Genomic DNA, 12182 nt, shown 5'->3' with positions numbered 1-12182 from the left:
CGAAATTGACGGAAACGCCTTCGGCGGTTCCATCCTACGGAGCTTATTCCGGGGCTTCGGCGAGGATGCGGAAGAATACGGTTTCCAGTGATACGGCAGGCTTGATGGTCAGCAGGTGGCCGCCCGTATTGCCAAGCTGGGCGATGGCGGCGGGAAGGTCGGCCTGGGGCAGTTCGCATTCGTATTCGCCGGGGCGAAGGGTGACGCAGGATTGCCCGAGGGCCTGTTCCGCCTGGTAGCGCAGAATGAAACAGTCGGCGCGTTCGGCGGCCAGTTCGCGAGGGGAGCGCACCGTTACCAGCTGGCCCTTGTTGATAAAGCCGAAGCGGTCGGCGATGCGTTCCACGTCGTGCAATACGTGGGAGGTGAAGAAGATCGCGCCGCCCTGTTTCTTGTAGTCGTTGAGGATATCCACCACGTCCTTGCGACCGACCGGGTCGAGGCCGGATAGCGGCTCGTCGAGGATCAGCAGTTTCGGTTCAACAGCCATTGCGTGGGCTAACGCAACCCGTTGCGCGTTGCCCTTGGATAATTCACGCATGCGGCGCTTGCCGCTGCCGTCCACCGAGAAACGCTCCAGCCAGCGCAGGCACCAGGTGTCGGCGTCGCTGCGCTTGATGCCATACATGGACAGGCCCATGCGCAGGATTTCCAGTGGTGTGAACTGGTCGTACAGCGCCGGTGCTTCCGGGACATAGGCCATGCCCCGGCGGGCTTCGGCCCGGCGCGCATCGGTGCCGTAAAGTGTCACCTGGCCCTGATAGTCGTTAATGATGTCCAGCATGATCTTGATGGTTGTGGACTTGCCCGCACCATTGGGGCCGACGAAGCCGAAGACCTCGCCTTCGGAGAGGCTGAAGCTCACATCCCGTACTGCCTGTACCGGCCTGCCCTTGGTCTTGAAGGTATGGCTGACGCCCTGAAACTCTACGGCTGCGCTCAAGGCTGTTCCTCCAGTCCGGCTATCTTCAGTTTCTTCAGTTCAATGCGTCCGTTGCGCAGTTCATAACCAAGGCCCAGCGGGTCGGTCGGCAGTTCTGCGATAACGTCCCGGTCGAGCAGCTGCTGCAGCTCCGGCAGTGGGCCATGTTCAGATTCGTAGCGGCGCTGGGCCTCGCGCAGATCGATCAAGCCCTGCAGGCGAATGACGCGCTTGTCGAGCATGTCCTTCAGCTTGGGGTCGACGCTGCTGTCGCGCTGCTGGGTCAGGTAGTTGAGCGCAAGGCGTTCATCGGCGAACTGTTCGGCGCGCAGCATCACCGCCAGCCGCTGCATGGCGGTGGCGTTGTGGGTCGAACGTTGTGCGCCGATTTCCAGTACCCGCGCGGCTTCCTCGTTGTCGCGCTGGAAGAACGACAGGTTGATGCCATAGAAGAACGGCGGGAATTCGTCCCAAAACCGGCACTCGACCGCGGCGCGCAGCACCTCGTTGCCTTCGTCTACCGCGCCGCCCCACGTGAGAAGGCCGTTGGCCAGATAGTAGTTGTCTTCATGGCAGGGGTTGAGGCGGGCCACTTCGCGCTGGGCGCGGACCAGATAGCCGGTATCCACACCGCGATCATCCATGCCGGTGGCGGACAGGCGCATGGTTTCAAGGTCGGCGGCCAGGAAGTGGTCGCCGCCGTGCAGCACCACCAGTAATGGTGCGGGAATGACTACCCGGTTGGTGACGAGTTGCGGCGTCAGCAGTACCGGCTGCTGGGCGCGCCAGGCAGCGATGGTAGCGAACAGGGCGAATGCCAGAAGAGCAAGCAATAGCGAAGTGCGTCTACGCATATCAGGCGAAGCGCTTGCGGTTGAGCGACCACACCGCCAAGGCCAGCAGGCCGACCGTATAGGTCAGGCTGGACAGCACCAGCCAGGGCCAGTCGGCGGGCAACAACTCCAACGTGCCGTAGAGGGCGACCATGCGTACATCCAGCGCGCCCAGGTCCGGCAACAGATAACCCAGCAGGCCGACACCGGAACGGTAGCTCTCGGCATCGCTCACTACCGTTGTGTTTCGCGTTAGTAGCTCGACAATGGCGCCGAAGGAGCGCGCCACCAGCATAAAACCGAAGGTGCCGATCAGAACAAAACTGGGTGTGGAAGCGACGACGGCGAGGAGGGTGGCGACGGCGGTAAGCACCAGCAGGTCCAGGCCGATAAAAGCGATGGTGATCAGGTAGTGGTGGTCCAGCGCTACGGGGGTGCCTTGCGCGTAGCCCTGGCCGATTAACCAGACCAACAGCGCCAGGGCGGTGGCGAGTACCAGCAACAGCCCGAGGGTCAGAAGAGCCACAGCCATAAAACGGCCCAGCAACAGGCTATGCCGTGGATGGGGGTAGGAAAGGGTATTGAGAAAATAGCGACGGTCGAATTCGCGGGATAGCAGCTCCTGGCTCATCAGGACTAGCACCAAGGGCAAAAGCAGACGAATCACCGACAGGCCGATATCCAGCGCCACTGTGGTGGGTTGGCGACCGCTGAATTGGGCGGATAGAAACGCTGCGATGGCCAATACCAGCAAAGAGCCTATAGCCAGCCAGCCAAAGCGGGCGCGAAGGGCGAGGCGGAGGCCGGTTGAATTGTTATTTGAAGACCACATGAGGGTTATCGGTAAGATAGTTGACTTGGGAGGTTTTCGAATGATCTTAAAGGATACCTTAATTAGCGAATCAATCTCCCTCAAAAAAGCTAATCGAAGAAATTTCTGAGTCATCGCAGGGCGTGTCGGAGCCAATAATGGCTGGAGATGGGAATAATGAGCTGGCCAAGAAAGTTTTGGTGCCTTTTATTTCAATATTCGATCTGTTGGCTTGGGTGCAGGCAATATCATTATACAAGGTGGTGCCGTCTGCTTTCGTTGCGATAGGTCGGCAGGGTGCACTGACTGGTTTTTTGCTTCCAAGTCGACTGCATACAGCGATTTTTATATTGTCGCTACCGGGGCTGCAAGACCAAGCCCCGCTTATGCCTTTAGAAAGTGTTAAGGTCACTGCTTCTGTGAGTAAGCTGCAGGCTTCTGGGCTTATAGTTCCACCATTAATAGTTTCTGCAGAAAGCGTAATAGGCGCGGCGCATCCGATTAATGCAACTAAAGAGGCTGCTTTCATGCTGGCTCCGATAGAGCAAGGTTAATAGGGTTGCGGGTGAGCCCGAAACCCTATTAGCTAGGTAGTTTTTTAGTTACCCAGTTTTGTATGTCCTGTCAGTACATCTGCTGTGCAACTTCCGCCCAAAAAGGCAGGGGCTACAGAACCGCCACTAGTCTGTGCGAAGAAACCGCGGAAGTCAGGAGTGCCATCAATAGACTCACCAGCGGCTACCATGGCAGCAGTGCAGGCATCATCATTATAAATTGGATCGCTAGTTGTCGGATTGGTCCCTATTTGTGCGCATTTGAGACTGGCCAAACGAGAGCCGGCATTATGGCATGTGCCGATTGTAATGGTGTTGGTTGCTACGTCGCAGTTAAGTGCGCCGGATACGTTAGAGGAAAGGTTGATCTTAACATCCTCAGAGAGAAGTTCGCAGTCGCCCGCTGCGCCCGATGTTACTACTCCTGTATCTGGAATTCCCAGTGGTGCGGAAAAAGCAGCGGGTGTTACCGCCAAACCAGCCATGATAAAAGCGTAAGCAAACTTTTTCATATTCAATCTCCCTTGATTGGACTTAGCGCTGGGCCGCGGCCATAACAGTCAAAATGTTCTTTGCGTCGGCTTGAGCAGTGGAATCGTTAGCCTTTGCACGATATTCGTTGAACTGCGGAATCGCGATGGCAGCCAGAATGCCGATGATCGCAACCACGATCATCAGCTCAATCAGGGTAAAACCTTTTTGCTTCTTGATGGACTTCATTGAAAAGCTCCTGTGTTGGTGAGGTCGTTGGACCTGTAAATACAGGAGCAGCTTCTGTGCCAGACGAGGCGAGGTCGTTGGGCGGGAGTGCTTGGTTGTGAGTTAGGTCACTCTTTGATGCTTGGCGGCTGAGTTGGGGCGGTGTGGTTTGCGCGTTGGTTTTGGGGTTGGGGCTCTCGCGGGCGTAGCCCGCTCCTACAGGCTCGGTGTGCGCTAGGCCCCTGTAGGAGTGGGCCATGCCCACGAATGTGGTCTGCACCCTGGTATGGCCCGTTCCCACAAAAACAGGTGCTGTGCTGATCGGGGATTATGCCCTCAGGCAATTGCGCTTATAGAAAGCGATTTCCAAGGGTGATGGGTTTGGTTTCCTTCGCGGGCATGGCCCGCTCCTACCGCTTTAGTCAGCAAGTGACAAAAATTGCCACACCCTTTTTGCGGATTTGGTTCGTTGGGTGAACTGCGTTATAAGGCTGCGATCTTCCAGCCTTATATAAAGAGAGTTCGATGAACGAGAACGCTCCCCTCGGCGGCCTGGCCCGGCAGTTAGTACAGGCCGGCCAGCTTGATGAAAAAACGGCACTGCAGGCGCAGCAGCAGGCCCAGCGTAACCAGATTCCGCTGGTGACCTGGCTGGTGCAGAACAAGCTGGCCAGCAGTCGCGCGCTGGTCGAGCTGGCCGGTGAGCAGTTCGGGGTGCCGTATTTCGACCTGTCAACCATCGACAAGGATGCCCAGCCGCAGGATCTGGTCAGCGAGAAGCTGGTGCGCCAGCATCGGGTGCTGCCGCTACAGCGCCGTGGCAACAAACTCTATGTGGCGGTCTCCGATCCGACCAATCATCTGGCGATCAGCGATATCCAGTTCAATACCGGCCTCAACGTCGAGGCGGTACTGGTCGAGGATGACAAGCTGGGGCAGGCCATCGACAAATTCTTCGAGTCGGCTGCCACGGCGCTCGACGGGCTGAGTGATTCGGATCTGGATGATCTGGACGTGGAGATCAGCGGTGCCGGCAAGGATGAAGAGGGTGAGCATAACGAGGCCGACGATGCGCCAGTGGTGCGCTTCGTCAACAAGATGCTGCTCGATGCGATCAAGCGGGGCTCGTCGGACCTGCACTTCGAGCCCTACGAGAAATCCTACCGGGTGCGCTTCCGCACCGACGGCGTGCTGCATGAGGTGGCGAGGCCGCCGGTGCAGCTGGTTAGCCGTATCTCCGCACGCTTGAAGGTAATGGCGGCGCTGGATATCGCTGAGAGACGCAAGCCGCAGGACGGGCGGATCAAGATGAAGGTCTCCAAGACCAAGTCCATCGATTTTCGCGTCAACAGCCTGCCGACGCTGTGGGGCGAAAAGATTGTGATGCGAATCCTGGATTCGTCCAGCGCCAAGATGGGCATTGATGCGCTGGGCTACGAGGAGGAGCAGAAAGCGCTTTATATGGCGGCACTGAAGCAGCCGCAGGGAATGATCCTTGTCACCGGGCCGACGGGATCGGGCAAGACGGTTTCGCTGTACACGGGTCTGAATATCCTCAATACCATCGACGTGAATATTTCCACCGCCGAAGACCCGGTAGAGATCAACCTTGAGGGTATCAACCAGGTCAACGTCAACCCGCGCCAGGGTATGGACTTCGCCCAGGCGCTGCGCGCCTTCCTGCGCCAGGACCCGGACATCATCATGGTGGGGGAGATTCGTGACCTGGAAACCGCAGAAATTGCCATCAAGGCGGCGCAGACGGGCCACATGGTGATGTCGACCCTGCATACCAACAGCGCCGCGGAAACCCTGACGCGCCTGCGCAACATGGGTGTGCCTGCGTTCAATATCGCCACCTCGGTCAACCTGATCATCGCCCAGCGCCTGGCGCGCAAGCTCTGCCCAGGTTGCAAGAAGGAAGTTGAAGTACCCCGCGACGCCTTGCTCAAGGAAGGTTTCCCGGAAGACAAGATTGGTACCTTCCAGCTTTACGGGCCGGTGGGTTGTGATAATTGCAACGGCGGTTACAAGGGCCGTGTTGGTATTTATGAAGTGGTTAAAATCACGCCTGCTCTGCAGCGGCTTATCATGGAGGAAGGAAACTCCATCGATATCGCCATTCAGGCGCGCAAAGATGGCTTCAATGATTTGCGCCTTTCGGGTCTGGTCAAAGCCATGCATGGCATTACCAGCCTGGAGGAAGTCAACCGCGTGACCAAGGATTAACCATGGCGGAAAAAGCGTTGAAAACCAGTGTGTTCACCTGGGAAGGGACTGACCGCAAGGGCAGCAAGATCAAAGGTGAGCTGTCCGGTCAGAGCCCGGCGCTGATCAAGGCGCAACTGCGCAAGCAGGGCATCAATCCGCTGAAGGTGCGCAAGAAGGCTGTCTCGCTGTTCAGTGCGGGCAAGAAGATCAAACCGATGGACATCGCGCTGTTCACCCGGCAGATGGCGACCATGATGAAAGCTGGGGTGCCGCTTCTGCAGTCGTTCGACATCATCGGCGAAGGCTTCGACAACCCGAACATGCGCAAGCTGGTCGATGAGGTAAAGCAGGAAGTGGCCGCCGGTAACAGTTTCGCCGGCTCGCTGCGCAAGAAGCCGCAATATTTCGATGACCTGTATTGCAACCTGGTGGAATCCGGCGAGCAGTCTGGTGCGCTGGAAACGCTGCTGGATCGGGTTGCCACCTACAAGGAGAAAACCGAACAGCTCAAGGCCAAGATCAAGAAGGCAATGACCTACCCGATTGCGGTCATTGTGGTGGCCATCATCGTTTCGGCGATCCTGCTGATCAAGGTGGTGCCGCAGTTCGAGAGCGTGTTTGAAGGCTTCGGGGCCGAACTGCCAGCCTTTACGCAGATGGTAGTCGGGCTCTCGCGCTGGCTGCAGGAGTGGTGGTATCTGGTGCTCCTGGGCTTGTTCGGGGCGGCGTTTCTGTTCAAGCACAGTTACAAGCGTTCGGAAAAGTTTCGCGATGCGCTCGACAGGGTGCTTCTTAAAACGCCCATTGTTGGTGATATTTTGTACAAGGCAGTTGTGGCGCGTTACGCGCGTACCCTGTCCACCACCTTTGCAGCGGGTGTGCCGCTGGTGGACGCGCTGGATTCGGTGGCTGGAGCGACCGGCAACGTGGTGTTCCGCAATGCGGTGGCGAAGATTCGCAACGATGTGTCGTCTGGCGTGCAGCTCAACTTTTCGATGCGTACCACTAATGTGTTTCCATCGATGGCGATCCAGATGACGGCCATTGGTGAGGAGTCCGGTTCGCTGGATGAGATGCTGGACAAGGTTGCCAGCTTCTATGAAGACGAAGTGGACAATATGGTGGATAACCTGACGACGCTGATGGAGCCGCTGATCATGGCCGTGCTGGGTGTGTTGGTAGGCGGTCTGATCATCGCGATGTACCTGCCTATCTTCCAGCTCGGCAGCGTGGTTGGATAATTGTTCGCGGGTTGGTGGAACGATTCGACCCATAAAGCCGCAGGGGCTTTTGTGGGAGGGGGCTTGCCCGCGAGCTTTTGGCGGGAATTCCGCGCTGGGTAGAACGCAAAGCTCGCGGCCAAGGCCCCTCCTACCGTGTGGACGGGCCAGGCTTTGAGTCTGGCAACACATAACCGGGACATAACCATTTCAATGGTCTGCTAATAATGATTTTTGAATTCCTGGCCAGCAACTTGCTGGCCTTTGTTTTGTGCGCGCTGGTGCTGGGGCTACTGGTGGGCAGTTTTCTCAATGTGCTCATTTATCGTCTGCCAGTCATGATGCAGCGGGAGTGGCAATCGCAGGCGCGGGAGTTTCTGGAGCTGCCAGCCGAGCCTGAGGCGGCGACGTTCAATCTGTTTCTGCCGCATTCACGCTGTCCCCATTGCGATCACCGGATTCGTGCCTGGGAGAACATTCCGCTGGTGAGCTGGCTGGCGCTGCGCGGCAAGTGTTCGGCGTGCAAGGCGCCGATCAGCAGGCGCTACCCGCTGGTGGAGCTGGCGTGTGGGCTGCTCTCGGGTTATGTGGCCTGGCATTTCGGTTTTACCTGGCAGGCCGGCGCCATGCTGTTGCTGACCTGGGGCTTGCTGGCGATGAGCATGATTGATGCCGATCATCAGTTGCTGCCGGATTCGCTGGTGCTGCCGCTGCTGTGGCTGGGGTTGATCGTCAACAGCGTCGGTCTGTTCGCATCCCTGCCGGATGCGCTGTGGGGCGCGGTGGCGGGCTACCTTAGCCTGTGGTCGGTGTATTGGCTGTTCAAGCTGGTGACCGGCAAGGAAGGCATGGGCTATGGCGATTTCAAGCTGCTGGCCATGCTCGGTGCCTGGGGCGGCTGGCAGGTACTGCCGCTGACTATTCTGCTCTCGTCGGTGGTCGGCGCGGTGCTGGGCACGATCATGCTACGCATGCGCAATGCTGATAACAGCACGCCTATTCCGTTCGGGCCTTATCTGGCGATTGCAGGCTGGGTTGCCCTGCTTTGGGGCGAGCAAATCACGGCCAGTTATCTGCAGTTCGCCCGCTTTTAAAGGCAAAACTTCGTGGCTGAAGCCACCCCTGCAGGGTGGGTTTGTTGCATTGGTTAATGCGATGTCCCCTCCGCGAATTCGATCTTGTTGCCGACGTTGTACTTGCCTGAGGGCTTGTTCATCGGGATGCGTTTGATTTCCTTGAGCGTATCCGCCTCGATCACCAGTAGCGCACCCTCGGTGTCCCAGATGCTCAGCAACAGGTGCTTGCCGTCGCGGGTGAACTCCACGTGGGCGGCGTTCTTGCCGGGCATCGGGCGCAGGGTGTGGGCGACCTCCAGGGTCTGTTTGTCGATCAGGTGGATGGCGTCGTTGTTGGGGCCGAAGAACACGTCGGTCCAGGCGTATTTCGAGTTTTCGTGGCTGCGCATGAAGAAGCCCGGACCTTCGGTGGGGATTTCCTTGATCAGCGACCAGTCCTGCATGTCCAGCACCGAAATCAGCCCCTGGCTGACGTTGGGCGTGGCGAAGACCCACTTGCCATCACGTTTCCAGTAAATACCTGAGCCCAGGTGCGGCATGCCCGGCAGCGGAATGTCGGTGACGGCCTTGCCGGTATCCAGGTCGATTACCTGCCCGCCATGGGCCTTGCGTGACGTGGCCAGCAGGTGACGGTAATCGGGGGTGAATGAGAAGTCATCGAGGAAGTCGGCTGCCTGGATGCGGCGTGGCTCGAATGTTGGCTCGCCGGCGTAGGACAGTTCCCAGGCTTCCTGCACGTCTTTCAGGGCAACCACGAAGCTGTCGCGTGGCGGTGCGGTGTAGACGGCGCTGACACGCGACGCGGTGCCGTCCAGCCCTGTAGTTGGGATGCGCTTGACCAGCGACAGATCACGGGCATCCAGCACCACCAGTTCGCCCGGCAGGTAGTTGCCCACCAGCGCCCAGCGTCCGTCGTTGCTGACCGCCATGTTGCGGGTGTTCAGGCCGGCACGGACCTCGGCGATCATTTTCAGGTTGTGCAGGTCGTAGACGCTGACCCAGCCGTCGCGAGAGGCGAAGTAGACGAAGCGACCATCGGGGGAGAACTTCGGCCCGCCATGCAGGGCGAAGTGTGATTGAAACTTCGCCAGCTCCTCGAAATTCTCGCCGTCGAGGATGCGCACATGATGATTGCCGGCTTCCACCACCACGAACAGGTTGAGCGGGTCGGCCCCGTGCTGCGCGCTGGTCGGCAGCGTGGTGATATCGGTGAGGATGCGGTGGCTGGCCTGAAGGTCGGCATCGCTCCAGGTCGGCGGCGTCGCGGAGGGTTGGTAGAGGTAGCTGACCAGCCCGTCGATCTGCGTGTCATCAAGCAGGTGGGCATAGGCTGCCATCTGACTGGCTGGGCGACCGTCGCGGATGACCTGGCGTGTTTCGTCGGGTTTGATCCGGCTGAGGCTTTCAGGCAGCAGCGCGGGGCCTGCACCACCCAGGCGGTTGGCGCCGTGGCAGCTCTGGCAATGTTGTTCGTAGAGGCTTGCGGCCTGTTCCAGCGTGACCGCTTGCGGCGCGGCCTGCAGGCTGCTGACCAGGGCCAGTAGGGCCAGTAGGGTCAGTGGGAATGCTCGCTTCATGACGCCTTCTCCTCGGCAGTGCGTGAACTGGCCGCGGCGCACAGACGCGCCGGATACTCCAGTTGCTCATGGGCGAAGAGGCCGACGACCTTGCCGATCACCGTCAGGGTCGGTGCTTTCAACTGATGCTCGCGGGCCATGAGCGGCAATTCCTTGAGCGTGCAGCGCACCACTTGCTGTTCGGCGCGGGTGCCGCTGCCGATCAGTGCCGCGGGCGTGTGCGGTGCGAGTCCGGCAGCGATCAGGTTGCGTGAGATCTCGTTCAGACTAGCGAGCCCCATGTAGAACACCAGCGTCTGCTTGCCCTCGACCAGGCTGTTCCAAGGCAGCAGCAGTGCGCCGTCTTCCTGCAGGTGGCCAGTGATGAACTGGCAGGAGTGCGCCAGGTCGCGATGCGTCAGGGGAATCCCGGCATAGGCGCTGCACCCTGCAGCTGCGGTCACGCCCGGTACCACCTGGCAGTCGATGCCGTTTTGCAGCAGGTATTCGATTTCCTCGGCGCCGCGACCGAAGATGAACGGATCGCCACCCTTGAGGCGCACCACGCGCAGGTTCTGCTTCGCCAGATCGACCAGCAACTGGTTGATCTGTGGCTGCGGCAGGCTGTGATAGCCGCTGGTCTTGCCGACGTAATGTCGTGCGCAAGTGGCGGGTAACAGATTCATGAGGTCATCGCTGACCAGGCGGTCGTAGACCACCGCGTCGGCCTGTTGCAGCAGGCTCCAGGCGCGCAGGGTCAGCAGGCCCGGATCGCCGGGGCCGGCACCGACCAGGGCGACTTCGCCGGCGGCGAGTGACGCACCAAGCGAAGCGGGGAGTGTGATTGGCTGGTCCATGCGGTGCTCCTGAATTCTCATCGAGGCTGACGGTTTTGCGCTTGGCTTCATGCGGTTCTAACGACCGCTGGGGCTGCGAACTGTCGTGAACTATAGGGGGCTGATTTCAACGCTGGGAATACGCACGGGTGTTGGCAGGCCGATCTCTTCGTCGCTGAGATAACAGCCAGGGTCTTCACCCCAGAGGTTGCCTTCGGCCCATGCGCGGGTGCGTGTGTTGCCATTGCAGATCGAGAGCCAGCGGCAGTCTGCGCAGCGTCCTTCGACTGTGCGGGGATGCTGACGCAACTCAGTCAGTAGCGGTTCGGGCTTGTCCAGCCAGAGTTCGCGGAAACTCTGACGACGCACATTGCCTACGGTGTGTTGCCACCAGTAGGTGTCAGGGTGAACGTCGCCGATGTTGTCGATGTTGGCGATGCCGTTGCCCGAAGCATTGCCACCCCAGGCGCGCAGCATCTGTTCCAGGCGCTCGCGATACTGCGGCAGGCGCTCTTCGACCCATTGCAGCAGCAGGATGGCGTCGGCGTCGTTGTTGCCACTGACGAAATCGGTTTCACGACCATTCTGCACATCGTCCCAGGCTTGCTCGAAAAGCTGGTGCATGGCGTCGCGGGTCATCTGGTGATGGGCATCGGCCTTGCGGCTGCGCTTGCCCCGACCGCTGTAGTTGAGGTGCGAAAGATAGAATTTCTGCACGTCATGTTCGCGCATCAGCGCCAGCAGCGCGGGCAGCTGTGGGTAGTTGTTCTGCGTCAGGGTGGTGCGCAGGCCGACACGGATGTCGTGCGCCCGGCACAGATCGATGGCATGCATGGAGGCGGTAAAGCTGCCCTTGAGCTGGCGCCATTCGTCGTGAACCGCTTCCAGTCCGTCGATGCTGATGCCGACATAGTCGAATTGCGCGGCGGCGATCTGCTCGATGTTGCGCTCGTCAATCAGGGTGCCGTTGGTGGACAGGGCGACGAAGAAGCCCTTGTCGCGGGCGTAATCGGCCAGCTGGAAAATGTCGTCACGCAGCAGCGGTTCGCCCCCAGACAGAATCAGCACACGCACGCCAGCGTCATGCAGGTCGTCGATGACCTTGAGTGCTTCGCAGGTATCCAGCTCGTCGCGAAATTCGCTGTCAGCGGAGGTGGCGTAACAGTGTTTGCAGGTCAGGTTGCAGCGCCGCAGCAGGTTCCAGATCACCACGGGTGGGCGTGTCCCGCCGGCGCTGCGAGCGCCCAGTACGCGAGTGCTCGGCTGGGCCAGGGCGCGCAGGTAATGGCTGATTCTCAACATGAGCGACTCTCCTCGTGAGGCTGGCCTCAAGGGCGCCTCACGTTCGCGTATTCGTTGAGCGCAGCATCCCCGAGCGAATGGGGCCAATCCTTGACTGGAAACAAAAAAGGAGCGACAGCCGCTCTCTGGATGGGCTGAGAAGGCCTGTAAACGGTGGGGGTG

The 12182-nt window shown here is 59.4% G+C and carries 12 protein-coding genes; 3 read left to right on the top strand and 9 right to left on the bottom strand.

Annotation, left to right across the window (positions count from 1 at the left end; all coding sequences use genetic code 11):
• Positions 1 to 43: 43 nt before the first annotated feature.
• The 6 genes from NAV32_RS01215 to NAV32_RS17615 form a co-directional block, all read right to left on the bottom strand.
• Positions 44 to 943, bottom strand: a complete 900-nt coding sequence (locus tag NAV32_RS01215; protein ID WP_256050968.1) for an ABC transporter ATP-binding protein — start codon at positions 941 to 943, stop codon at positions 44 to 46.
• Positions 940 to 1776 (bottom strand): hypothetical protein, encoded by an 837-nt coding sequence (locus tag NAV32_RS01210; RefSeq protein WP_256050967.1) that lies wholly within the window; start codon positions 1774 to 1776, stop codon positions 940 to 942. Before NAV32_RS01210 ends, NAV32_RS01215 begins: the two co-directional genes overlap by 4 nt.
• A gap of 1 nt (position 1777) precedes the next feature.
• Positions 1778 to 2587, bottom strand: a complete 810-nt coding sequence (locus NAV32_RS01205; RefSeq protein ID WP_256050966.1) for an ABC transporter permease subunit — start codon at positions 2585 to 2587, stop codon at positions 1778 to 1780.
• A 70-nt stretch (positions 2588 to 2657) separates the two neighbouring features.
• Entirely contained in the window at positions 2658 to 3095 is a 438-nt protein-coding gene (locus tag NAV32_RS01200; RefSeq protein WP_256050965.1) for a hypothetical protein, read from the bottom strand.
• Between the two features lie 69 nt (positions 3096 to 3164).
• Entirely contained in the window at positions 3165 to 3632 is a 468-nt protein-coding gene (locus tag NAV32_RS01195; protein ID WP_256050964.1) for a hypothetical protein, read from the bottom strand.
• A gap of 22 nt (positions 3633 to 3654) precedes the next feature.
• Positions 3655 to 3840 (bottom strand): type IV pilin protein, encoded by a 186-nt coding sequence (locus NAV32_RS17615; protein ID WP_272890074.1) that lies wholly within the window; start codon positions 3838 to 3840, stop codon positions 3655 to 3657.
• 504 nt (positions 3841 to 4344) lie between these two features.
• On the opposite strand from NAV32_RS17615, the gene pilB reads away from it, so the two are divergent.
• The 3 genes from pilB (at position 4345) to NAV32_RS01175 (ending at position 8344) form a co-directional block, all read left to right on the top strand.
• A complete protein-coding gene (gene pilB, locus NAV32_RS01185; protein WP_256050963.1) occupies positions 4345 to 6048 on the top strand; it encodes a type IV-A pilus assembly ATPase PilB in 1704 nt (567 codons plus the stop codon).
• Positions 6049 to 6050: 2 nt separating this feature from the next.
• A complete protein-coding gene (locus NAV32_RS01180; RefSeq protein WP_256050962.1) occupies positions 6051 to 7271 on the top strand; it encodes a type II secretion system F family protein in 1221 nt (406 codons plus the stop codon).
• 206 nt (positions 7272 to 7477) lie between these two features.
• Positions 7478 to 8344, top strand: coding sequence for a prepilin peptidase (locus NAV32_RS01175; RefSeq protein ID WP_272890073.1), 867 nt, complete (start codon positions 7478 to 7480; stop codon positions 8342 to 8344).
• 53 nt (positions 8345 to 8397) lie between these two features.
• Here the strand turns inward: NAV32_RS01175 and NAV32_RS01170 are convergent, their stop codons facing one another.
• From NAV32_RS01170 to nirJ, 3 genes are all read right to left on the bottom strand, one after another.
• Positions 8398 to 9903, bottom strand: a complete 1506-nt coding sequence (locus NAV32_RS01170) for a nitrite reductase (protein WP_256050961.1) — start codon at positions 9901 to 9903, stop codon at positions 8398 to 8400.
• A complete protein-coding gene (cobA, locus tag NAV32_RS01165) occupies positions 9900 to 10739 on the bottom strand; it encodes a uroporphyrinogen-III C-methyltransferase (protein WP_256050960.1) in 840 nt (279 codons plus the stop codon). The genes NAV32_RS01170 and cobA overlap by 4 nt, the downstream gene beginning before the upstream one ends.
• Positions 10740 to 10829: 90 nt before the next feature.
• Positions 10830 to 12020, bottom strand: a complete 1191-nt coding sequence (gene nirJ, locus NAV32_RS01160) for a heme d1 biosynthesis radical SAM protein NirJ (RefSeq protein WP_256050959.1) — start codon at positions 12018 to 12020, stop codon at positions 10830 to 10832.
• Between the last annotated feature and the right edge of the window lie 162 nt (positions 12021 to 12182).

The sequence above is a fragment of the Stutzerimonas stutzeri genome (assembly GCF_024448695.1).
In the GTDB taxonomy this organism is placed as follows: domain Bacteria; phylum Pseudomonadota; class Gammaproteobacteria; order Pseudomonadales; family Pseudomonadaceae; genus Stutzerimonas; species Stutzerimonas stutzeri_T.
This window is presented reverse-complemented; position numbering and strand designations above follow the sequence as displayed.

Excerpts from the sequence above, each read along its gene's own strand:
- NAV32_RS01210 (WP_256050967.1), bottom strand. The coding sequence starts at position 1,776 with ATGCGTAGACGCACTTCGCTATTGCTTGCTCTTCTGGCATTCGCCCTG.
- NAV32_RS01205 (WP_256050966.1), bottom strand. The coding sequence starts at position 2,587 with ATGTGGTCTTCAAATAACAATTCAACCGGCCTCCGCCTCGCCCTTCGC.
- NAV32_RS01200 (WP_256050965.1), bottom strand. The coding sequence starts at position 3,095 with ATGAAAGCAGCCTCTTTAGTTGCATTAATCGGATGCGCCGCGCCTATT.
- NAV32_RS01195 (WP_256050964.1), bottom strand. The coding sequence starts at position 3,632 with ATGAAAAAGTTTGCTTACGCTTTTATCATGGCTGGTTTGGCGGTAACA.
- NAV32_RS17615 (WP_272890074.1), bottom strand. The coding sequence starts at position 3,840 with ATGAAGTCCATCAAGAAGCAAAAAGGTTTTACCCTGATTGAGCTGATG.
- pilB (WP_256050963.1), top strand. The coding sequence starts at position 4,345 with ATGAACGAGAACGCTCCCCTCGGCGGCCTGGCCCGGCAGTTAGTACAG.
- NAV32_RS01180 (WP_256050962.1), top strand. The coding sequence starts at position 6,051 with ATGGCGGAAAAAGCGTTGAAAACCAGTGTGTTCACCTGGGAAGGGACT.
- NAV32_RS01175 (WP_272890073.1), top strand. The coding sequence starts at position 7,478 with ATGATTTTTGAATTCCTGGCCAGCAACTTGCTGGCCTTTGTTTTGTGC.
- NAV32_RS01170 (WP_256050961.1), bottom strand. The coding sequence starts at position 9,903 with ATGAAGCGAGCATTCCCACTGACCCTACTGGCCCTACTGGCCCTGGTC.
- cobA (WP_256050960.1), bottom strand. The coding sequence starts at position 10,739 with ATGGACCAGCCAATCACACTCCCCGCTTCGCTTGGTGCGTCACTCGCC.
- nirJ (WP_256050959.1), bottom strand. The coding sequence starts at position 12,020 with ATGTTGAGAATCAGCCATTACCTGCGCGCCCTGGCCCAGCCGAGCACT.